The sequence below is a fragment of the Mesorhizobium oxytropidicola genome (assembly GCF_056174625.1).
On sequence record NZ_JBWBWK010000003.1, the window covers coordinates 157396 to 178731 of the forward strand.

General features: G+C 60.4%; 11 protein-coding genes and 14 pseudogenes. 14 read left to right on the forward strand and 11 right to left on the reverse strand.

All coding sequences use genetic code 11. The features are described 5' to 3' along the window. Positions 1–287: 287 nt before the first annotated feature. Positions 288–995, reverse strand: a pseudogene (locus tag AC0V8S_RS40140) (IS3 family transposase); the annotation flags it as partial. Positions 996–1135: 140 nt separating this feature from the next. Between AC0V8S_RS40140 and istA (AC0V8S_RS40145) the strand changes: the two are divergent. Next, positions 1136–1921: pseudogene (gene istA, locus AC0V8S_RS40145) on the forward strand (IS21 family transposase); the annotation flags it as partial. Positions 1922–1968: 47 nt separating this feature from the next. On the opposite strand, the gene istB (AC0V8S_RS40150) reads toward istA (AC0V8S_RS40145), so the two are convergent. Both istB (AC0V8S_RS40150) and istA (AC0V8S_RS40155) read right to left on the reverse strand, forming a co-directional pair. Continuing rightward, positions 1969–2769, reverse strand: coding sequence for an IS21-like element ISSme2 family helper ATPase IstB (gene istB / locus AC0V8S_RS40150; protein ID WP_258598293.1), 801 nt, complete (start codon positions 2767–2769; stop codon positions 1969–1971). Further along, positions 2769–3572, reverse strand: a pseudogene (gene istA / locus AC0V8S_RS40155) (IS21 family transposase); the annotation flags it as partial. The pseudogene istA (AC0V8S_RS40155) and the gene istB (AC0V8S_RS40150), both read right to left, overlap by 1 nt. 175 nt (positions 3573–3747) lie before the next feature. On the opposite strand from istA (AC0V8S_RS40155), the pseudogene istA (AC0V8S_RS40160) reads away from it, so the two are divergent. After that, positions 3748–5288 (forward strand): annotated as a pseudogene (istA, locus tag AC0V8S_RS40160) (IS21 family transposase). A 15-nt stretch (positions 5289–5303) separates the two neighbouring features. After that, positions 5304–6065 (forward strand): IS21-like element helper ATPase IstB, encoded by a 762-nt coding sequence (gene istB / locus AC0V8S_RS40165; protein WP_475439471.1) that lies wholly within the window; start codon positions 5304–5306, stop codon positions 6063–6065. 120 nt (positions 6066–6185) lie between these two features. Here the strand turns inward: istB (AC0V8S_RS40165) and AC0V8S_RS40170 are convergent. After that, positions 6186–6672, reverse strand: a pseudogene (locus AC0V8S_RS40170) (helix-turn-helix domain-containing protein); the annotation flags it as partial. A gap of 76 nt (positions 6673–6748) precedes the next feature. Between AC0V8S_RS40170 and AC0V8S_RS40175 the strand changes: the two are divergent. Next, positions 6749–7720 (forward strand): annotated as a pseudogene (locus AC0V8S_RS40175) (Mu transposase domain-containing protein); the annotation flags it as partial. Beyond that, on the forward strand, positions 7698–8465 hold the full coding sequence (gene istB, locus AC0V8S_RS40180) for an IS21-like element helper ATPase IstB (protein WP_183455162.1): 768 nt from the start codon (positions 7698–7700) through the stop codon (positions 8463–8465). The pseudogene AC0V8S_RS40175 and the gene istB (AC0V8S_RS40180), both read left to right, overlap by 23 nt. 79 nt (positions 8466–8544) lie before the next feature. Here the strand turns inward: istB (AC0V8S_RS40180) and AC0V8S_RS40185 are convergent. Both AC0V8S_RS40185 and AC0V8S_RS40190 read right to left on the reverse strand, forming a co-directional pair. Beyond that, a pseudogene (locus AC0V8S_RS40185) lies at positions 8545–8975 on the reverse strand (transposase); the annotation flags it as partial. Between the two features lie 143 nt (positions 8976–9118). After that, positions 9119–9358 (reverse strand): annotated as a pseudogene (locus AC0V8S_RS40190) (transposase domain-containing protein); the annotation flags it as partial. 312 nt (positions 9359–9670) lie between these two features. Between AC0V8S_RS40190 and AC0V8S_RS40195 the strand changes: the two are divergent. Further along, positions 9671–9856: a hypothetical protein gene (locus AC0V8S_RS40195; protein WP_475438859.1), complete on the forward strand. Its 186-nt coding sequence runs from the start codon at positions 9671–9673 to the stop codon at positions 9854–9856. Next, on the forward strand, positions 9843–11912 hold the full coding sequence (locus tag AC0V8S_RS40200) for a recombinase family protein (RefSeq protein ID WP_475438858.1): 2070 nt from the start codon (positions 9843–9845) through the stop codon (positions 11910–11912). The genes AC0V8S_RS40195 and AC0V8S_RS40200 overlap by 14 nt, the downstream gene beginning before the upstream one ends. A gap of 30 nt (positions 11913–11942) precedes the next feature. Here AC0V8S_RS40200 and AC0V8S_RS40205 read toward each other — a convergent pair. From AC0V8S_RS40205 to AC0V8S_RS40225, 5 genes and pseudogenes are all read right to left on the reverse strand, one after another. Then, positions 11943–12071: pseudogene (locus AC0V8S_RS40205) on the reverse strand (IS66 family transposase); the annotation flags it as partial. Further along, positions 12051–12496 (reverse strand): annotated as a pseudogene (locus AC0V8S_RS40210) (IS110 family RNA-guided transposase); the annotation flags it as partial. The pseudogenes AC0V8S_RS40210 and AC0V8S_RS40205, both read right to left, overlap by 21 nt. A 31-nt stretch (positions 12497–12527) precedes the next feature. Next, positions 12528–12705 (reverse strand): annotated as a pseudogene (locus AC0V8S_RS40215) (IS6 family transposase); the annotation flags it as partial. 307 nt (positions 12706–13012) lie between these two features. After that, a complete protein-coding gene (locus tag AC0V8S_RS40220) occupies positions 13013–14164 on the reverse strand; it encodes a porin (RefSeq protein ID WP_475439472.1) in 1152 nt (383 codons plus the stop codon). 318 nt (positions 14165–14482) lie between these two features. Beyond that, the gene (locus AC0V8S_RS40225) at positions 14483–15139 is read right to left on the reverse strand and encodes an antitoxin Xre/MbcA/ParS-like domain-containing protein (protein WP_475439473.1); all 657 of its coding nucleotides are present in this window, start codon (positions 15137–15139) and stop codon (positions 14483–14485) included. Between the two features lie 516 nt (positions 15140–15655). On the opposite strand from AC0V8S_RS40225, the pseudogene AC0V8S_RS40230 reads away from it, so the two are divergent. From AC0V8S_RS40230 to AC0V8S_RS40260, 7 genes and pseudogenes are all read left to right on the forward strand, one after another. After that, positions 15656–16183 (forward strand): annotated as a pseudogene (locus AC0V8S_RS40230) (type 1 periplasmic-binding domain-containing protein); the annotation flags it as partial. Between the two features lie 83 nt (positions 16184–16266). Then, positions 16267–17005: pseudogene (locus AC0V8S_RS40235) on the forward strand (ABC transporter ATP-binding protein). A 23-nt stretch (positions 17006–17028) separates the two neighbouring features. Then, a pseudogene (locus AC0V8S_RS40240) lies at positions 17029–17736 on the forward strand (acyl-CoA dehydrogenase family protein); the annotation flags it as partial. 166 nt (positions 17737–17902) lie between these two features. Then, complete coding sequence (locus AC0V8S_RS40245) at positions 17903–19510, forward strand: transposase (protein WP_475439474.1); 1608 nt, start codon at positions 17903–17905, stop codon at positions 19508–19510. 6 nt (positions 19511–19516) lie between these two features. Continuing rightward, positions 19517–20134 carry a TniB family NTP-binding protein gene (locus AC0V8S_RS40250; RefSeq protein ID WP_475439475.1) on the forward strand — a complete coding sequence of 206 codons (618 nt, stop codon included), beginning with the start codon at positions 19517–19519 and terminating at the stop codon, positions 20132–20134. Positions 20135–20136: 2 nt separating this feature from the next. Further along, complete coding sequence (locus AC0V8S_RS40255; RefSeq protein ID WP_475439476.1) at positions 20137–20394, forward strand: hypothetical protein; 258 nt, start codon at positions 20137–20139, stop codon at positions 20392–20394. After that, positions 20391–21272 (forward strand): TniQ family protein, encoded by an 882-nt coding sequence (locus AC0V8S_RS40260; RefSeq protein WP_475439477.1) that lies wholly within the window; start codon positions 20391–20393, stop codon positions 21270–21272. The genes AC0V8S_RS40255 and AC0V8S_RS40260 overlap by 4 nt, the downstream gene beginning before the upstream one ends. The last annotated feature ends 64 nt before the right edge of the window (positions 21273–21336 follow it).

Sequence of the window (21336 nt, forward strand, 5' to 3'; positions counted from 1 at the left end):
GCATAGATTGTCACGCAAATGAAGGCCGGCCTCCCGCTTCAAACCGAGGCCGGCTTTTTTGGTGGGTCCACAGCGGCCCGCGACAAACATCTCTCATCCTGATTGACGCTGCGCGACAATCTAAGCCGGCCTCATTGACGCGCCGCGACAATGACGAAAATACCCATTGCAACTTGCAACTCACTGATCCACAGTCCATCTTCACCAAATCGCGACCACCTGACTCAGAGCTGGCTCGGTTTGTTTGAACAGGATTTCCCGATTTATAAGTGGAATCCTGCCTGTGTTTAAGCCGCTTCGGGAAGCGTCATTGGGGTGAAGTAGGCCTCATCGGGCGTTCTGTCGTCAAGGCTCGAATGAGGTCGTCTCTGGTTATAAAAAGTCAGGAATTTACCGATGGAAGCACGTGCCTGGCTGACGCTTTCATAGGCATGGAGATAGACCTCGTTGTATTTGACGGTTCGCCATAGGCGCTCGACGAAGACGTTGTCGCGCCAGGCGCCCTTACCATCCATGCTGATCTGGATTTTCTGATCGAGCAGGATCTTGGTGAACTCGATGCTGGTGAACTGGCTGCCCTGGTCGGAGTTGAAGATTTCCGGCTTGCCATATCGGGCGAGCGCCTCCTCGAGTGCTTCAATGCAGAACGCCGTGTCCATCGTGATGGAGAGCCGCCAGGACAGAACCTTGCGCGTAAACCAGTCGACGATGGCGACCAAATAACAAAACCCACGTGCCATCGGGATATAGGTCAGGTCTGTCGCCCAGACCTGATTGGGCCGGGTGACCGGCAGTTTGCGCAACAAATAGGGATAGATTTTGTGCCCATCCCCGGGCTTGCTGGTGCGCGGTTTGCGATAAAGCGCCTCTATGCCCATGCGCTTCATCAAGGTTCGCACGTGTAAGCGGCCCGTTCCATAGCCCTCCCGCTTCAGGAGTTTTTGCATCAGCCGGCTGCCGGCGAACGGATAATCCATGTGCAATTCGTCGCCCCGTGGGTCGGTCAAAATCCCCCGGGTATGGTCACTTGAAACTCCCCCACCTGATGGTCACCGGCAGCGCTACTGAACAGCGGTAGCCGGGTAAGGCAGGACGTTTATTTTCATCCCCTTTCATACAGCGAGGGGACCGGGAGTTGTACGTCTTGAAGGCACATCTGCAAAGCACCGTACTAACATTACTTGATCGCAACACCAGCCAGCGCGAGATTCAAAGGCTGACGGGTGTCGATCGCAAGACGATTCGGCGGTACCGAGCGCAACGGGCTGCTACGGAGGCAAATTCCCCCGGGGAAGTGACCACCGGCTCGGCAAGCGCGGAGGACCAAATTTCTCCACCCCGACCACCGGCTTCTGGGGTGTCGGGAGCGACGGTCACCAGCAGCCTGGCCCGCTCGGCCTGCGAAGTGCATCGGGCGTGGATCGAAGAACAGGTCCGCCTGAAGCGAAATGCACAGGCGATTTACCAGGACCTGGTCGATCAGTTTGGCTTTCCGTCCAGCTATCAAAGCGTCAAGCGGTTTGTGCGCACGTTGCGAGAAAGCGATCCCAAGCAGTTTGATCGTCTTGAGTTCCTCCCCGGCGAGGAGGCTCAGGTCGACTATGGCGAGGGCGCGCTGACGATCGATCCCAAGAGCGGCCGGTACCGTCGCCCCCGCCTGTTCGTGATGACGCTGCGCTATTCGCGGCGCAGCTTCCGGCGGGTGGTCTGGCAATCCAGCCAGCAAGTTTGGGCTCAGCTACACGAAGAAGCGTTTCGGTATTTTGGCGGGGTGGTCAGCTATGTGGTGCTCGACAACCTTAAGGAAGGCGTCCTCAAGCCCGATCTATACGAGCCCGAGCTCAATCCGATCTACAGTGCGATGCTGGCTCATTACGGCGTCGTCGCCGATCCGGCCCGCGTGGCGGACCCAAATGTCAAGCGAAGTGAGGATTTGACCCCTTTGGCGAAGTGAGGAACTGACCCCCTTCACTGGTTTGCTGTTTCGTTGGGTTCAAGCGTCGGTCCGGTCTTCTGCAGAAGGCCGGACCGACGCTTTTCGCGGAGACGGTAGCTGTCGCCGCGGATGGTGATCACCGTGGAGTGGTGAAGCAGGCGGTCCAGGATCGCCGTGGCCACAACGGGGTCGCCAAAAACACTTCCCCATTCGCCCACGGAGCGGTTGGAGGTGATCAGGATCGAACCCTTCTCGTAGCGCCGTGACACGAGTTGGAAGAACAGGTGGGCGGCATTGGCCTCGAAGGGCAGATAGCCCAGTTCGTCGATGATGAGCAGTTTCGGCCGCGACAGGATCGCCAACTGCTTGTCGAGCGAGCCGTCGCTGTGGGCCTTGGCCAGCGTCGCCACCAACGTAGCAGCCGTGATGAACTGCACGTTGTAATTCTGGCGGATCGCCTCGCGGCCGAGGGCCACGGCCAGATGGGTCTTGCCCGTGCCGGGTGGGCCGAGGAACAAAAGTGTGTCGCCGTGCGCAATCCAGCGGCAGGTGGCGAGTTCCCTGATCTGCCCCTGATCGAGCGATGGCTGGGCGTCGAAGTCGAAGCCGTCCAGCTCGCGCACGAAGGGGAACTGGGCGATCTTGCTCGACATGGCGATGCGCCGCTCGTCGCGCCGGGCGATCTCGCGCGACACCAGGAAGCCCAGGGCCTCGCGTAACGTCATCTTCGAGCGGGCAGCTTCGTCCAGCAACGTGTCGAGCTGGTCGCGGATCGCCGTCAGCTTCAGCCGATCGAGCGTTGCGATGAGCATGTCATGATCCACGTTCGTCATCACCAGCCCCCTCCGACAGCCGCCTCGTATTCCGCAAGCGGCCGCAGCAAGGCGGCTGGAGCGATCTCGATGGGATCCGCGCGCACCGGCCCTTCAAAGCCGGCGACGCCGACAAAATGCGCCCGGTCCACTATCCGTTGTCGTCGCCCCCGGCACAGGGCATGATCGCCTACCACCTGGCCTGCATGACGGATGATCACACGGCCAGCCAACACCACGACCTGGACGCTCTCGCCGATCAGGCGCCAGGGCACCGAGTAGCTGTTCGTATCCAGATCGATCGCACAGTCGGCCTGGACCTTGCGGATCAGGTCCCGCAGTTGCCCGAACGGCGCCCTGCCGGAAAGCGGGCGGAGCGCTTGAGCTTCAGCGGCAAAACGTTCCACGGGCGCAACGCCGGTGGTGCCGTGTTCACGCCGGTCGGCAACCTCGCGCGTCCACCGATCCAGATGCGCCTCGAACGCCGCCCAGCTCTCGAACCGGCGGCCGGCGATCGCGTTCTTCTTGACGTAGCCGACTCCGCGTTCGTCTTTCCCCTTCGTCCTGGCCCGATAAGGGGCACAGGCCCGCGGTGTGAAGCCCCAATATCGGGCAAAAGCGTGCAGCCGGGCGTTGAACCTCACCTCGCGCGTCACTGCGTCGTGATGCTCAACCAGCGCCTTTGCATTATCGATCAGAACTTCCGCCGGCACGCCCCCAAACCGCAGGAAAGCGCCTTCCATCCCTTCGAACCAGTCGGTCTGGCGCTGCCTCGGCGAGGCCCGGATGTGCATCCGGCGCGAATAGCCAAGCGTCCCGACAAACTGCGTATTTCAGTCGATCGTGAGCACGGATTTCACCGCATCGTGAGCACGCATTTCGCGGATCGTGAGCAGCGATTTCAGACGATCGTGAGCAGCCTCCTCGCAGGTTGTGGACGCTTCGGCCGACATCTCAACCGGGCTACAGGTTGCCTCGTCAATGCAACGAGGAAGCCTGATGCCAACCCAGAGATTGTCGATGCGCCGGATCAGAGAAGTTTTACGTCTAAGGCATGTCCAGGGCCTGACCGAACGCGTCATCGCGCGCACGCTCGGGGTGAGCAATGGCGTCGTGCATGGCTACCTGCGGCGTGCCCGTCTTGCGGGGCTGAGCTGGCCGCTGCCTGAAGGGATGGATGACGAAGGCCTTGAGCTGCTTCTCTTTCCGGCACCGAAGGCGGCGTCGCAAAGCCCTCGGCGGTCCGTTCCCGACTGGAACTATGTGGAGAAGGAGTTGCGCCGCCGCAGCGTCACGCGGGTGCTGCTGTGGGAAGAGTATCGTGCCGCCAATCCAGACGGCTTTGGCTATACCTGGTTTTGCACGACCTTCGAGGCCTGGAAAGGGCGCGCGCGCCCGACGATGCGCCAGACGCACCTGGGCGGCGAGAAGGTGTTTGTCGATTTCGCTGGCGATACCATCGACATCTTCGACCCCATCACCGGCGAAGCGCGTCCCATGAAGCTGTTCGTCGCAGCGATGGGCGCCTCGAACTATACCTACGCCGAGGCGTGCCCGAGCGAGAGCCTGCCCGACTGGATCGGCCTTCACACCAACCTGTTCCGGTTTCTAGATGGCGTGCCGAAGTTCGTGGTCTGCGATAATCTCAGGGCCGCCGTCACCAACCCCGACCGCTACGACCCCGGTCTCAACCGGACCTATGCGGAGATGGCGAGCCATTACGGCACCGCAGTTCTCGCAGCCAGGCCGAGACGCCCGAAGGACAAGGCAAAAGTCGAGGTCGCCGTCCAAATTGCCCAGCGCTGGGTCCTGGCGCGGCTGCGCAACCAGCGCTTCTTTTCCCTGGCGGAGCTGAACGCCGCCATCCGCCTGCTCGTCGCCGAACTCAATGCCCGCCAGATGCGCGGCTTCGGCTCCAGCCGCGCCGAGCTCTTCGCCGAGATCGACAGGCCGAAGCTGGGAGAACTGCCGGACCAGCCATACGTCTTTGCGCGCTGGAAGCGTTGCCGCGTCGCGCCCGACTATCACGTCGAGGTCGACGGGCACTGGTATTCCACGCCCTACCGCCTCATCCGCGAACTCGTCGATGTGCGCATCGCCGACAACACCGTCGAGATATTCCACAAGGGGCAGCGCATCGCCAGCCACGCCCGTGCGCCCAACCGGCGCGGCCACACCACCGTTGCCGATCACATGCCGAGCGCGCATCGCCGCTACGGCAAGTGGACGCCGGGGGACTGATCGCGGCCGGCGAGAAGATCGGTCCCGCCACCGCCGCCTTCTTCCAGGCTGTCATCGCTGACCGGCCGCATCCCGAACAGGGCTTTCGCACCTGTCTCGGCATTCTGGCGCTGACCAAGAGCTACGGCAACACGCGCGTCGATGCAGCCTGCCAACGCGGCATCCTAATCAAGGCACGCTCCGTCGCCTCGATCCGTTCGATCCTCAAGAACGGCCTTGATCGGGCCTTCCTCGACGAGACGCCCGACCACCTACCCCTGCGCCACGGCAACATCCGCGGTCAGGGCTATTTCCACTGAACCATGGAGTTCTCAATGCTCGCCCATCCCACCCATGAACGGCTGATCGCACTCGGCTTGACCGGAATGGCCAAGGCCTTCGAGGAGCAGCGACGATCACCGGATCTCGATGCCCTGTCGTTCGAGGAGCGCATCGGGCTTCTTGTCGATCGCGAAGCCGCCGAGCGCGACACCAAACGGCTCACCACACGCCTCAAATTCGCCGCGCTGCGCCAGAGCGCGAGCGTGGAAGATGTCGATTTGCGCACCCCGCGCGGCATCGACCGCGCCGTCTTCGCCCGGCTCGTCGCCGGCGACTGGATCGATCGCCATGAGAATCTGCTGGTCACGGGCGCAACCGGCTTGGGAAAGAGTTGGATTGCCTGCGCGCTCGGCCACAAAGCCTGCCGCGACAATCGATCGGTGCTCTATCATCGCGTCCCGCGCCTCTTCGAGGCGCTCGCGCTGGCTCGAGGTGACGGACGCTATGGACGCCTGCTCAAGACGCTCGGGCGCGTTCAACTCCTCCTTCTCGACGACTGGGGCCTGTCTGTTCTCAACGCGTCCGAACGGCGCGACCTCCTGGAGATCCTCGACGATCGCCACGGCCGAGCATCGACCATCGTCACGAGCCAAATTCCCGTGGAACTCTGGCACGACGTCATAGGCGATCCCACCCTCGGTGACGCGATTCTGGATCGCCTCGTTCACAACGCTCACCGCCTTCAACTCACCGGAGAAAGCATGCGAAAACACAGTGCCCGCGCCCGCCCTCTTGACGGCGCCTCAAACACCTGAATCAATGAACACGTCGGTCGAAACGGCCACTCACGATCGCGCGAAATACCTGCTCACGATCAAATGAAACGAGCGCTCACCATCGCCTGAAACGGCTGCTCACAATCAGCGAAATGCGCAGACAAACACATGGATCCGCACCCGCTCGCCGCCGATCCATACCCGCGTGTCGCCGAAGTCGATCTGCATCTGATGACCAGGCGACGTCTCGAAGCGCACCGTCGCCCGCTTCTGCGCTTTCAACTCGCGCCGCCATTGTCGAACCCGAAGTTCTACCGAGCGCAACCCGATGACGATGCCATGCTCGCTCTCCAACTCCTGGCGAATGACGTCCGCGTTCCCGTCGTGGCGAAGAAACGCTCCCGAAGCCAATCGTCCAGACCATCAAATGCTGTCCGACGCACGGGCTGGCGATACGCAACAACGCCACCTTCACGAAGATATCGCCGAACCGTGTTGCGCGCGCATCCAAACTCCTGCGCAATTCGTTTCGCTCCCCAGCCTCGTTCGTGAAGGCCTACCATAGCCAAAACTTCTTCCCCGATCGCATTTCCTCAACCCGCATCGTTCCAGACAATGCAAGTTGCGATGAAAACTCTCTCGTCATCGATTCTTCCTCTCAAAAGAGAGGGGTCAGTTCTTCGTTTCGTTCGGGGGTCAATTTCTCATTTCGCCCGACACTAAATCGAAAGGGGAGCGTCGAGAATGCGATTCAACATACCCAGGGGACCGCGCTGGCCGGACGGCGCTTCGAGACGCTGGAAGCCCAGAACGAGTTCTTGAGGCACTGGGAGGAGAACTGGGCTTCCAAGCGCATCCACGGCAGCACTCGCCGTCAGGTCGAGGCCATGTTCCAGGAAGAGAAGCCGCACCTGCGGCCGCTGCCTGTCGCACCCTTCCGCATCTTCACTGAAGTCGTTCGGACCGTCTGCGACGACACCACCGTACGCGTCGACAGCAGCTATTACGCCGCGCGGCCCGCGGCCATCGGCAGTCTGGTCGTCGTGCGCATCTACACTTCCACGATCGAGATCCGTGATCGCCACACCCATGCGCTGCTGCGGATTCATCCCCGGATGACGCACCCCGGTTCTGTCGTCCTGCCGATCAACGAACGGCCGTTCAATCCGTCGCGGCAAACCGCCGTGCTGCTGGCGAATGCCGGTCGCATCGGCCCACAAACCAAGGCCCTGTGTCAACACATGTTCGATGCCGAGGGACGCCCCGGACAGCGCGCGATGTGGGGCATTGTCGGGCTGAGCCGGAAGTATCCGACACGGCTGGTCGAGCAGGCCTGTGCTCATGCCATCAGCAACGGCATCTACCGTTACAAGCACGTACGCGCGAGTGTCGAGCGGCTGTTTGAGCAGGCGCTGCAACAGGTTGAAGAAGTCCCACAGCCGGCATCGCAGCTCACCCAGGATCATCCACTGATCCGCGCCCCCGCCGAATATGGCGACCTCTTCAGCCGTGCTGTGCGACACGATGCCGGCAACAATGGCCGGCAGGCCGGGGCTGACGACGACCGCGCCTCTCCACCCCGCACTCGTGGCGCCTGCGCAACCCCGACCAGCTTCGCCGCCACGAGCGCTCCCGCTACCCCTTCTCACCTCAAACTGGAGACCCAACCCCATGATGACCATACCCGAAATTGAACGCTGCCTGCGACAGCTGCGCCTGTCGGGCGTCCGCGACACGCTGCAGACGCGCGTGCTGCAGGCGCAGGGCGCAAACCAACCCTTCCTCGAGACCTTCTCCCTGATCCTGCAGGACGAACTGGATCGTCGCCAATCCCGCCTTATCGAGCGGCGATATCAGCAATCCGGGCTCGATGAAAAACTGACGCTCGCCGAATTCGACTGGTCCTTCAATCCCAAATTGCCGCGCCAAACTTGCTTCCAGCTCCACACCTTGGCGTTCGTCGCCGCCGGCGAGAACGCGATGCTGGTTGGCAAACCGGGCACCGGGAAATCCCACATCGCCAAGGCGATTGCCTATCAGGCGATCCTGCACAGCCACAAGGTCCAGTATCTCGAGACCGATGACTTCTTCCACCGCCACGCTCTGAACGCCCCCGCGCAACGCGAGGCCCGGATGCGAACAATCATCGACTGCGATCTCCTCGTGCTCGACGATCTGTTCCTCGCACGCGCCATCCCCGACGACGCCGGCGCATGGCTGCAGACCCTGATCCATCAGCGCTACAAACTGCGCCGCAGCGTCATCGTCACCTCCAATCGGGTCGTGCAGGACTGGGGGACATATCTGCGAGACAACACCATGAGCACGACGATACTCGATCGGCTGATGCATCATTGCCATCTGCTTGAGTTCGATGGACGCAGCTATCGCCTCAAAGAGGCCGCTGAAGCCCTTGCTCGGGAAACAAAGTCAAACTAACAAGTCCACTTCTGTCCTGTCTTGCGGGTGGGGGATTTTGACTGACCCTACCCGGGGGAATTTGAAGTGACCCGCGGGGGTCGATCCGGCGCATCAGCTTCAGATCGGCGGCTGACACGGGCCGAGGCAAGGCGTAGACGCTGCCCCGGCTGATCCCCAATTCGGCAGCCTGCTTTGTAATCGGCAAGTCATGGTCGCGATCAATCATCGTTTTACGCTCGCCAACAGCCCGGCCTTGTCGAGCGCCGAGCCTAAAAAATCATTGGCCAGCGTCAATTCGCCGATCTTGGCATGAAGAACCTTCACATCGACCGCTGGTGCCGCTTTCTCCCCACCGTTAAACACGCTCGCGGCTCCCTCAAGAAGCTGTTTCTTCCAATCCGCGATCTGGTTGGGATGCACATCGTATTGCTGCGCCAATTCCGATAGCGTCTTTTCCCCTTTCAGGGCCGCAAGCGCCACTTTGGCTTTAAAACCAGCAGCATGGTTACGGCGAATTCGTTTCGGCATTTCAGCTCCTGTTCGTGAGCCACTCTGGCTCAGCTCAGGCAGAAATTCCACTTAAACCCCTGTTCAATTTTGCCGAGCCAGCTCTCTCTTCATCCTGATCGTCGCGCTTCCCGTCCAAATTGTCGCGCCACAGTTGCGTGAGGTCAGGCGGCCTGTTGATTGGCGGGCTTGTCGGCTTCGCGCAGGCGCTTCCAGTGCCAGGGCAGTAGTTCGTGCAAACGCGAGGCGGGAAGATCGGCAATGCGGGCCAAGACATCTGCGAGCCAGGCTTTCGGGTCGACGTCGTTGAGGCGTGCCGTGGTGATGAGGGTAAGCATGACGGCGGCGCGGTCGGCGCCGCGCTGGGAACCGGCGAATGTCCAATTGCGCCTTCCCAGAGCCATCGCAGGGTCATTCTGCCCATGTCGGGCAGATGGTAGAGTTTCATTATCGCTGGCATCCATATTACGGCGGTCGTTTTCGGCATGAAGGTCGCGAGGACCGGGCCAATGGCGCGATCATCCGGGTAGAGATCAGGCCGGGTGAGATCATCCAGGTGGCGGAGTGGATGCTGGATCGGGCGTTTTGCGCCGACATGGAGATGGGCGAACCGCGCGTTGCGGTGGTTGGGCTTGCAGAGCTTCATAGACTGCTTACCGAGCGCGGTTTCAGGCAGACTTCGACGGATGGACTCACGGCCATCCAGGAGGCGCGCCATGAAGGCACTACCACGACCCTCGTCGCTACCGCTGCTGACCCAGCAGCTGAGCATGCCGCTCGATACGCCGCAGATGCGAGGCCTGAGCGACGCGGAACGAAGCGTTGTTGTCGCCAGGCTGGCGACCCTCCTGATGGCCGCGGCCGGCGTCGCGACGAAGGAGACGAGCGATGATGGGCAATGATCTCCTTCCAGCCACGGTGCTGAAGCGCAAAGCTGTGGTCTACGTTCGACAGTCGACCCCCGGTCAGGTCCAGAACAACCTGGAGAGTCAGCGGCGACAATATGAACTTGTCGATGTCGCGCGCCGCTGGGGTTTCCGTGACGTCGATGTGATCGACGATGACCTTGGTCGTACCGCCAGCGGTGCTGTAGACCGCCCTGGTTTCGAACGACTGGTCAGCGGCCTGTGCACGGGCAAAATTGGCGCAGTGCTCTGTCTCGACGCATCGCGCCTTTCTCGCAATGGTCGGGATTGGCACCATCTCCTGGAACTGTGCGGCCTGGTTGAAGCGCGCGTCATAGATCTCGACGGGGTGTACGATCCCTGTCGGCCGAACGATCGATTGTTGTTGGGCATGAAGGGCAGTATCAGCGAGTTTGAGCTCGGCATTTTGCGAACGCGCATGCTTGACGCGGCTCGCGCCAAAGCGCGGCGGGGGGAACTGCGCCTCAGTGTTCCGATCGGCTATATCTGGCATCGTGAATACGGTCTGGGGCTTGATCCTGATCTTCGGGTACAGCAGGCGATCCGCCTCATCTTTTCGCGCTTCCGCGAGCTTGGCAGCGCCCGTCAGGTGCTGATTTCGCTGACGGCTGATAATTTCCATTTTCCCCGTCCTTCTGACGGGCGCAAAACGGTGTCCTTCGACTGGGTGCCGGTTCGCTATCGAAGTGTTATTTCGATCCTGAAGAACCCATTCTACGCCGGGGTCTACGTCTATGGTAAAAGCGAGAAGCGAACGGAGATTGTCGATGGCAGGGCTCGCAAAAGCTACGGCCACGACAAGCCCTTTGGAACGTGGGAAGTGCTGCTCCAGGATCATCATGAAGGCTATATCGATTGGAGTGAGTTTGAGAGGAACCAGAGCCATATCGCCGTCAATGCCTTTGGACAGAAAGGCGGCATCAAGTCGGGTCGTGGCGGCCGGGCGCTGCTTGCGGGCCTGCTCACGTGCGGCCGATGTGGAAGGCGGTTGGGCGTTGTCTATTCGGGCCGGCCTCCGGGTCATCCCTATTACCGCTGCGAACGTATCAACCAGATGCTGGCCAAGCCACGATGCATGACTTTTGGCGCATCTCGCATCGACCCTGCCATCGGCAAAGAGATATTGAGGGCCGTGACGCCAATGGCGATCGAGGCCGCAATGGAAGCTGACCGTGCGCATCGGGATAATCTGGAAGAACGACACCGTATGGTGGAGCTGGACTTGCAGCAAGCCCGATACGAGGCATCTCTCGCTGAACGTCGCTATGCCGCTTGCGACCCCGACAACCGGCTGATCGCTGCCCAACTTGAGAAGAGCTGGGAGGCAACGCTCAGGCGCGTGGAAGCCTGTGAAGCGGGTTTGGCCCAAGCGCGACAAATCGATCTTGTCACCCCAGTTCCCGATTTTGCTGGCATTGCCACCGACCTGGAGGCTGCCTGGCGCGCACCTGACGTCGATATGCGTTGTCGTCAGCAGCTCCTTCGCACCCTCGTGTCTGATATCATCGCTGACGTCGATGAAGAACAACGTGAAGTCATTTTGACGATCCACTGGAGGGGTGGGCAACACTCCCAGCTGCGTATTCGCAAACCCAAAGCGGGCGAACATGGCCAGAGTACTCCGGAGGCAGCCCTTGCCGTCATGCGGTCTATGGCTACCCGCTGGTCCGACGCAAACATTGCCGCCACTCTCAACCGGATGGGAATGCAGACCGGACAAGGCAAAACCTGGACGGCGCGCCGTGTCGGGGCACTGCGCACGGTCCATAAAATCCACGGCTACCGATCCGCCGAAAAGAATGGCGAATGGCTCACGCTGACCGAAGCTGCCAAAAAGCTTGGAGTTACAGCCCATCGTGTCCGTCGACTGATCAAGGAGGGCGTGCTCCCTACCGAGCAGGTTGTTCCGGATGCGCCGCACCAAATACGAGCCACTGACCTGGAAAAGGATCAAGTAACCCAGTTTCCGCGTCACAGGGGCCCGTGTCGCATCAAAATGGAAAACCAAAAGTCCCTGTTTCCAGACGTTTGAGGAGGAGGTGCAGTATGAATCGGTCGTTGTAATGCCACGCAGCGCTCTTTCGGCCGCGTTGTTGCTGAGGCAGATTCTGCCGTCGTCGATGAAGATCTTGGCGCGCCTCTCACGAGGGATGATGCCGTTGCGGGCGCCGTCCATTCGCGAGAGCCGAGCGAGCAAGATCGCGTTGATAACCTGGAGGTCTTCACCCAATCGGTCGAACTCGCGCAGATGCCGATCGATCGCAAGGCGCTCGTCTTCCGGCACGATCTGCCCGCTCAACCACGATCGGCCCTCGGCGCCGGACAGGTCGGCATGCGGGCAGGATGGGATCAAGTGGCCATGAAGAATCGATGTATGACGTTCTTCAATCGCGATCTCTGCTGGACCATCTGACGCTGCGTCACCGGCGCAGGCTGGGGTCGGCTCATCCGGAATCCAACCTTCTGGCAAGCAGCCGCTGGCGTAGAGCTGCGCCAGCACGCTGGCATTATCTTGGCATGTGCGATGATGCGCACCTGCTTGGGGTTTGCGATCACCACTTTCTTCACATGCGGCGCGACAACCGCGGCGGCCGAGGACGCGTTGCACGGCGCCTCGCGATGCGGATTGGCGTGCAAAAAACTAGGTAAAGAGATACATCCATCGTCTGCGGACTCTGCTGTACGTCTGATCCATAATGCCTGCCCAAGGGATCGCTTGCGCCGGTTGAACCGCTCCATCCTCCAGGTCGCGAAGGCAAAGATCGTAGGCAAGGGTACCAGCGCACAGTAAGGATGACAGATTGATCGAAATGACGGCCTTTCAAGACGGGCTCAGAAACTGAAGTGCCGTCATGGCTGAATTTGCTTGTCGAATAGTTCGCGACTGAACCGGTGATCCACATGATGCGCAAACGACAGGCGAGGTACGCCTACAATTCGCGGCCCACCTTAGAGTTTGCAACAGAGCCGAAAAAAGGGCGCCCGGGAACAGGCGCCCTTCTCATCGACGAAATGCTCGGATTGGAGGTCCTTGATCAAGCAATCCGCCGACAACCTCTTCAAGCCTCACAGCCGCAAAATTGAAGGCTCGTAGTCGCCGCCGCGAGCGGCCGGGACCCGGTCCTTCAATCCTCAGAACGAGCGCTGGAAGCGGAGGAGGCCACCGACGCTGTTCTTCTTGTCGGCAGCGGTCCAGTTGCCGAACGGGGTGCCGTCGTTGAAGTGACCGAAGTGATCGTAGTCAACTTCAGCCGTGATCGTGAAGCCCGGAACGGCAGTGTAGGCAACGTTCGCCGCCACGCCATAGTTCTTGTCCTGGTCACCCGACACCTGGAGGTTGAACGCGGTCTTCTCGTTGAACTTATAGGTGCCGCCAGCCCAGAACGCCCAATGGCCGCCCCACTGCTTGTAGAAGGAGCGGCCGCTGGCGACTGCAAGCGAGTTGTTGTCGGTGCCGTAGCCGAACATGGCGAACAGTGACAGCTCGCTGGTCACATTGAAGTCAGCACGAACCTTGCCGGCCCACTCTTCGTAGTTGCTGTCATAGGCGACGACGCCGGTGATGGCGCCCCAGCCCTGCGTGTACTTCACGCCGCCGACGACATGCGGAATATAGCTGTCGATCGTGCCAACGTAAAAGACATTGTTGCCGTCAACCGAACCTTCTTCGAGCGAGACAATGGCCGAGAAGCCGTTGCCGGCGTCGAAGTTGTACTGGATGACGTTGGTGGAGAAATCGCCGTACGGAACGATGGTGTCGTTGAGAACGTTGCCGGCATATCCGATGAACGTATCAAATGCCGAATCGTCCAAACCGACGCGGAGTCCACCAAGCTGGATCCAGGCAAAACTCAGCGTAGCGCCCTTGTTGTGGGCGGGATTGCCGTCGTTGCCAGCGTAATAGGCGCTATTACCGAAATTGAATTTGGTCTCGGTGTATGTCTTCAAAGTGCCGAGTTCGGTTTCCTGGCCAGTCCAAGTCCTTAGGTCAAAGCGGGCATTCTTGTGCCACGTGCCCTGGTCCTTGCCGTTGAGAACGTCTGTCGAGCGTGCGCCATCGAAGCTGCCGACATCGCCAGCGCTGATGTCGTAGCGGACGTAGCCGCCGATGCGCAGGCAGGTTTCGGTGCCTGGGATGTAGAAGTAGCCGGCGCCGTAGACGTCGCAGATCTTGACGTATTCAGCCGGTTCCGGCTCGGCGACGACGACGGCGTCGGCGGCGCGCGCACCGGAAACTGCGATCAGGGCCGCAGCGGAGCCGAGAAGAAGGCTCTTGATGTTCATATTTGATCTCCATTCATTGATTTGAAAAGGGCGAGGACGTCGATGGACGAACCGCTCCCTGTCCCCACGATCGAAAAAGATGCGCATCGCGATGCATCCTTCCCTGCTCGAACGCTATTCACCGGGCGAATTAGTGCAAGTTCAAATTTTGTTTGCCAGCCACATAACGAAGTATCAGTTGCATTTTTACCACTAAATCGTCGGTATTACTTGCACAAATTGGACAACTATACATCTGCACAAATCGCACAATTGGTACATCGGCTGCTTGCGCGCGTATAAAATGTACGCAAGCAGCCACCAGCGTCCGGAAAATCGTCAGATAGATCCAATCAGAGAAATAGCCTGGGCGGCCGATGCGACAACTTCTGTGTCCATACCTTCTCTGAGCAATTCGAGAGGAACGCGGCCCTTGAGAAGAGGCGAGGGGCTGATCAGCCACAGCCAAGCCAATCTGGGATCGGAGATCGTGGAAAGGACCTGCCTGATTCCGGGCATAGGCCTGCCGTCGATAAACTGAGCCAGGGGAAATACATGCTTGCGGGAGCCTCTCCGAAAGGCAACCACATCATTGTGCCGCTGCCACCAATGCAGCGTGGACCGCGGTATTCCAAAACGTCTCTCGAGATGCGTCGACCCCGCAACTGGACCGGCCCACTCTGCAATGCGCGCGCCTTCTCCCGGGCAATCTTTCGGAATCGGATGCCCGAGTGGATGGTCGGTTGGCCGGGGTCGCGAAGCGATCTCACACGCCTGGGCATTTAGACGTCGCGCTGCTTCTGCCTCGAGCCTACCAAGAAATTCGGCGGCCACGGCAGTCAAATCGTTGGAAGGAGAACCCGAAGGCGCAACAGCACTCTTTTCACCCTGCCTCGCCTCATCGCACTGGGCAAGAATGCGCTGCACCTCCTTCATGACAAAGCTTGAAAGCTCGGCCTGGCGCTTTTCATCACCAAGATCACTCGACCCGGACATATGTGGCTTTCCCCATAGCATTCCCTCAGCAAGCCACCGAAACGCCGCTTTAGACTCGGCACGGAAGCTACCCTAGCCGCGACGCCACGCTGTCACCGCGTTGGCAGCGCGAGCACCGGAAAACTGCGATCAAGGACGCAACTGCATTCGTCAGCAGCATGCCGCCTCCATCGGAACGCCTCCATTCCAGGCGGGGTAGGGAGCTAGAGTTGGAGGGAGCCATCAGTAACCCTGCTGCGCACCCCTAGTGACTTGTTCTCGGGGGGACGATGGCAGGTATCTCGGCTTACTAAAATATACAGTTTGTCTAGAAGTTGGTTATCACACCAATTGATATTCGCCCTTGATACAAGGGGCCGCTCTGGCGAAGGGGGGGCATAGACCAACGACTGTAGCGCTGAGCGTCGGTGTCGGATCGCTTGTCGCGCGGTAAGCCCCGGACGGTTTCGCGGACGCCGTAGGCCGCAAGTTGTGCACTCCATCGGTCGTTGCGGCATCCGTCTGTCGCGCTGCACCTCGGAAGAGGACGTGATCCCGGCCGGCGATGCCGCCAAGGGCTACACCGCCATCACCACGCAGGCCTCCGGCAACAGCTACCCGGTGGTGCAGGAGATCGTGAAGACGGTCTACGGCGACGGCAAGGGCAATCTGGAAGACAAGTCGCGCATCGGCTCGGTCTACCACAACCTCGGCATCGTCAACGGCATCTTGAATGTCGAGGCCATCCGCATCGCGCAGGAGAAGTTCGGTCACCGCACGCTGACGGGTGACGAAGTGCGCTGGGGCTTCGACGCCAAGGTCGAAGCGCTCGGCGCCAAGGACCTGTTCCACTCCATCAATGTCAGCTGGGATAATCACGAAGGCGAAGGCTACGTGACCTTCCAGCAGTGGGACGGCAAGAAGTGGAACGTCGTTTCCGACTGGATCGCGCCGGACTGGGCGCTGCTGCGGCCAATCATCGAGAAGTCGGCCGAGGCTTATGCCGCCGAAAAGGGCATCAAGCTGCGCACAGCCGATGACGCCGATGCCGTGACCACCAACTGACCAATCCAAGCAGGGCGTCACGGCCAGTTTCCCCGCGACGCCCGGCCTTTTTTCGGTTTTCGAACCACGGGAAGTAAGAGCTCATGCCGAACGATGACGTCATTCTTGCCGTGGACGCAGTTCATGCGACCTACAACCACGCCATCACCGCGCTGCACGGCGTCAGCTTCGAGATCAGGCGCGGCCAGATCCTGGCGCTGCTCGGCGCCAACGGCGCCGGCAAGAGCACGACGCTGAAAGCGGTCTCCAACCTGCTTCCCGCCGAGCGCGGCCAGATCACTGGCGGTGCGGGCCGGGCTTGTCCAGGTGCTGGAGGGCCGCCACTGCTTCAAGAGCCTGACCGTCGAGGAGAACCTGGTTTCGGGCGGCATCGGCCGCAGCGGCCGGCGCGCCGAGATCAACCAGGACCTGGAACGGATCTACGGCTTCTTCCCCCGCCTCAAGGAGAAGCGTCGGACGCTTTCCGGCCTGACCTCGGGCGGAGAGCAGCAGATGACCGCGATCGGCCGTGCGCTGATGTCGCGGCCCCGCCTGCTGGTCCTCGACGAACCGTCGATGGGGCTCGCGCCGCTGGTCGTCCAGGACATTTTCCTGGCGCTGAAGAAGCTCAACCAGGAGTCGGGCCTGTCGATCCTGGTCGCCGAGCAGAACTCGGCTGTCGCCCTCGGATATGCCGACCACGCCACCGTGCTCGAGAACGGGGTTTCCGTCCTGTCGGGACCGGCGGCGGAACTGCGCCGGCGCGAGGATGTGCGTGCCTTCTATCTCGGCCAGCAGCCTTCGCCCGCTGCGCCATCTGTCCATCTTTATGCCGTCGCCTGAACCTAAATACGAAGGAGAATGAAATGACTGTGTCCAACGTCAAGACCGACAGGGCCGCGGCCGCCCTGCCACCCGTTGCGCGGCCTGCCGAGCCCGCGCACATCATCAAGGACGACGCCGAGGCGATCGCAGTTGCCCAGAGGCTCGCCGCCGAATTCGTCAAGGACTCAGCCCGGCGCGACCGCGACCGGGTCTGGCCCGTGGCCGAACTCGATCAATTCTCCCAGAGCGGCCTGTGGTCGATCAACGTGCCGAAGGCCTTCGGTGGCCCGGAAGTATCCTACGCGACGCTCGCCAAGGTGATCGAGATCATCTCGGCGGCCGATTCCTCGATCGGCCAGATCGCGCAGAACCATCTCGGCGTCGTCGCGGCCATCCGCACCGTCTCAGACAAGGGCCAGCAGGCGCTGCTCTTCGCCGAGGTGCTGAAAGGCATCCGCTTCGGCAACGCCTTTTCCGAATTCGGCTCCAGGCGCGCGGCTGATTTCGAGACCCGCTTCACCGACGCCGGCGACCATGTCATCGTCAAGGGCCAGAAATTCTATTCGTCAGGCGCGCTGCTGGCGCATCTGGTGCCGATCGTGGCGCTCGATGACGAGGGCCGCGCCTGGTATGCGATCGCCGATCGTGGGGCGCCTGGCCTGACTGTCATCGACGACTGGTCGAGCTTCGGGCAGCGGACGACGCTGTCCGGCACGGTGATCATCGACAACGTCAAGGTGCCGAAGACGCTGTCGCGCTGCATTTAAAGGTGAGACTTCTCGCCTAATGATATCAAGCCCTTAGCCTTGTATTTAAATTGAGAATTTGCATTTAATTTGAGATTCGCGCTTGGCGCGCTGCAGTTAATGTGAGATTTAGACGGTCTAACGTTAGCTTGAATTGTTCGCAGGCGGCATGGGCGACGACACCAATGATGATTACGGAGAGCGAGCGCGTTGGAACGAGGCGTGCCGGCGCGAAGAGGCAATCCGCAAGCTGGTGGAGCGCTATCCAAAAGGCCTGAGCGGGCAGGCTGTAGCGGATCTGGCGTGGGAACTGGACCTCAGCCGGGCCACTCTCTACAGGATGATAAAGCTGTTTCGAGCAGGTGGCACTGTAAGTTCATTGATGGACCGCAAGCGCGGTCGGCGCGAAGGACATCGCGCCCTCGACAAAGATCGAGAAGCCCTCGTGCGACGAACGATTGAAGGCTTTTATCTCAAGCCGACGCGCCCGTCCTTCGCGCAGCTGGTTCGCCAGGTCCAAATCGCCTGCGCAGCGGCCGGCCTTGCTCCACCAAACTGGCGCACTATCAAATCCCGGGTTGAAGAGGTCGATCTACGGGTGAGGGGGCGTAAGCGCGGCGAGAGCGAGGTCGTCAAAGCTACAACGGCCACGCCAGGTGCCCTTTCGGCGTCGCGGCCGCTTGAGCTTGTTCAAATCGATCATACCAAAGTTGACGTATTCGTTGTCGACGAAGACACGCGTCAGCCGCTCGGACGGCCTTGGCTGACACTAGCGTTGGACATCTTTTCTCGGATGGTGACGGGCCTCTATCTGACCATGGAGGCGCCCTCGCGACTATCAACAAGCCTCTGCATACTGCACTCAGTATTCGACAAGACGCCATGGTTGCAGGAGAGGGGTATCCATGAAGCGTGGCCAGTGGCCGGTTTGCCGGGAACGATACATGTCGACAACGGCGCGGATTTTCGTAGTCATGCATTCGAGCGTGCTTGCCGGGACAACGGCATACAGATCGATTGGCGTCCGCCGGGGACGCCCCATTTCGGCGGCCACATCGAACGGTTGATTGGCACGCAGATGGGCGCGGTTCACCTGCTGCCGGGATCGACCTCGAGCAACATCGAGGAACGGCGCGAGTACGATGCCAAACGCCATGCGACACTGACGCTTCGAGAGCTTGAGCGCTACATCGCACTCGAGATCGTTGGGCAATACCATCATGCTATCCATGGCGCACTCCGTCGGCCACCGATTGCGGTCTGGCGGCAGCAGGAGAGCGAGTTGGTATTGCGCCTGCCGAACGATCGTATGCAATTCTGGATCTCCTTCCTACCGGAGGCAGAGAGAACGTTGCGTCCGACCGGCATCCATCTTTTCAACATTCGCTACTGGTCTCCCGCCCTGGCCGCCGATATCGGACGGGCCAAGACCCGCCTGATTGTGAAATACGACCCCCGCGATTTGTCGCGCGTTTTTGTTAGGCGTCACTCCGGCAGCTTTGTTGAGGCTCGCTATGCCGATGTGACGCTCGCGCCCATTACGCTGTGGGAGGCGCAGGCTGCCCGGCGCAAACTCAACGCCCAGGGCAAACGCGAAATTGACATGCACGTCCTTGTTCGTACTGCGCTTTCGCAGCGCGAACTGATCGAGGAGGCGAAACACAAGACACAAGGGCGTCTGCGGCTTGCGAAAACGAATGTGGATGACGATGAAGTGGGCTCGCTTCGGGGCGTCGATTCAAGCAAACCTGTTCCCTCCGTTGAAGATCTGGATTGAGCCCCTTTGAGCACGGATACCGTCCATCTGACGCAGGCGGCCAAAGACCTCCTGGGCGAGCCTGATATCGTGCGAGTTCGCGCAATTCAGGCTCGCCGCTGGATTTTTTATCCGCGCGCCAAGCAGGCGCTCGATCGTCTCAACCTGCTGGTCGACCATCCTCGCGGCACGCGCATGCCCTCGGTGGCCATCTACGGCGACAGTGGTATGGGCAAGACGATGATCCTGGAAAAATTCTGCGACAACAACCCTTCCCGTTTTGATCCGACCACCGGCGTACAGGCTATACCGGTCCTGGCAATCGAGATGACCGGGAAGCCAGGTGAGCGCCGTTTATATGCCGGCATCCTGGCTGCACTTGGCGCGCCACAGGCACCCCGCGCCGACATCGTGCAGATGGAGCAAGCGGCGTTGCGGCTTCTGAAAACGGTCGGCGTCCACGTTCTTGTGATCGATGAAGTACATAACATTCTCGCTGGCTCGTACCGCGAACAGCGGGTCGTGCTGAACACGCTGCGATTTCTCAGCAATCGGCTTCAGATCTCCCTCGTTTGCTTCGGTGTTATCGAAGCGCGCGAAGCGATAAGTGGCGACGTACAGCTCGCCCGCCGATCGGCGAGCTGACCTTGAATAGGTGGGCGGCCAACGAACAGTTCGAAGCACTAGTTTCGTCCATTTTGCGGAATATGCCGCTTCGCCGAGCGACGGTGCTAACGCCGAAATCTTTACGCCGAATTCTGCAGATCAGCGGCGGCATCACTGCAAATATTTTCCAGGCGATCACGAGCCTGGCAGCCGAGTCGATCGAGAGCGGCTTAGAGCATATCACCGATGAAGCTGTGGAAAGTTGGCGGCCGCCAGTTACCGAAACCGCGTACGCATGATCCGAGAGCTCAACGGCACACGGCCGCTTTCAGTCATTCTCAAACCCGTCCCAGATGAGCTCCTGTCGTCATGGATCACGCGCCATGCCGATTTCTATGGCGTCCCGCCGCTCACGATGCTTCGCCATGCCATTCCGGAGGCAACATCTTTGCGGCAAACCGATACAAACCTGGGGCCAACCGCCGCCGTTCAAATTGCAAGGCTGTTTCGATCCCAATCTTCGACAATCTTGGCAATGACCACGTCTGGGTTCCCACAATCGGCAGCGCGGCTCGTCGCGCCACGCGTCATTCAATGCTGCGTCGCCTGCTCCGAGCAAAACAGATTGCGAGGAGCTGCAACTGCGGTACAGCGAAGCTGGATCGAGGGTTGGCGGATAACCTGTCCCGTTTGCAGACAACGGCAGCAAGAGACGAGGGAGGGGGCATTTGCCGTCGCAAGCACGTCATCGCCGTTCGAGGATCTTTGGGTAAATGCCGTCCATGGCGAGGAGCTCATCGATCAGTCGCTGCGGGCAGCATCTGTCGGTGGGGTATCGCCAATCGATATCGCCCGATTACTGCTCATCAGACGATGCCCAAAGCCCTCCCGTCATCAGGCATCGATACGTCACTCCACCATCCTTGGCGCCGTCGTTCATGGTTTCGATGAGCTTGTAGCCGAACAGGGTCTCCCAAGACCTACGATTGCAAGACCAATCTTGCCTATCGGACTTCGCACGGCGCTGCTCGCTGGTATCTCAATCGTCTATCAGGCAGGGCCCACGTTAGTCTCCGAACTCAAGCGCCAAACGCTTGGTCCCCATTACACGCGATTCGTTGCAATCGGCGCCGGCATGTCAGCTTCGAGAAACTCTCAGCCACTGCAGGTGAATTGAGACTCAGGGGCATTGAATCTCATGATTAGGTACAGTGGTCGCGAGAGGTCGGCGCAATCTTACA

What these genes read in the sequence shown, in the direction of transcription:
- istB (WP_258598293.1), bottom strand. Translation starts at nt 2,769, where the DNA reads ATGACGAACGTGGATCATGACATGCTCATCGCAACGCTCGATCGGCTG.
- istB (WP_475439471.1), top strand. Translation starts at nt 5,304, where the DNA reads ATGCTCGCCCATCCCACCCATGAACGGCTGATCGCACTCGGCTTGACC.
- istB (WP_183455162.1), top strand. Translation starts at nt 7,698, where the DNA reads ATGATGACCATACCCGAAATTGAACGCTGCCTGCGACAGCTGCGCCTG.
- AC0V8S_RS40195 (WP_475438859.1), top strand. Translation starts at nt 9,671, where the DNA reads ATGAAGGCACTACCACGACCCTCGTCGCTACCGCTGCTGACCCAGCAG.
- AC0V8S_RS40200 (WP_475438858.1), top strand. Translation starts at nt 9,843, where the DNA reads ATGATGGGCAATGATCTCCTTCCAGCCACGGTGCTGAAGCGCAAAGCT.
- AC0V8S_RS40220 (WP_475439472.1), bottom strand. Translation starts at nt 14,164, where the DNA reads ATGAACATCAAGAGCCTTCTTCTCGGCTCCGCTGCGGCCCTGATCGCA.
- AC0V8S_RS40225 (WP_475439473.1), bottom strand. Translation starts at nt 15,139, where the DNA reads ATGTCCGGGTCGAGTGATCTTGGTGATGAAAAGCGCCAGGCCGAGCTT.
- AC0V8S_RS40245 (WP_475439474.1), top strand. Translation starts at nt 17,903, where the DNA reads ATGGGCGACGACACCAATGATGATTACGGAGAGCGAGCGCGTTGGAAC.
- AC0V8S_RS40260 (WP_475439477.1), top strand. Translation starts at nt 20,391, where the DNA reads ATGATCCGAGAGCTCAACGGCACACGGCCGCTTTCAGTCATTCTCAAA.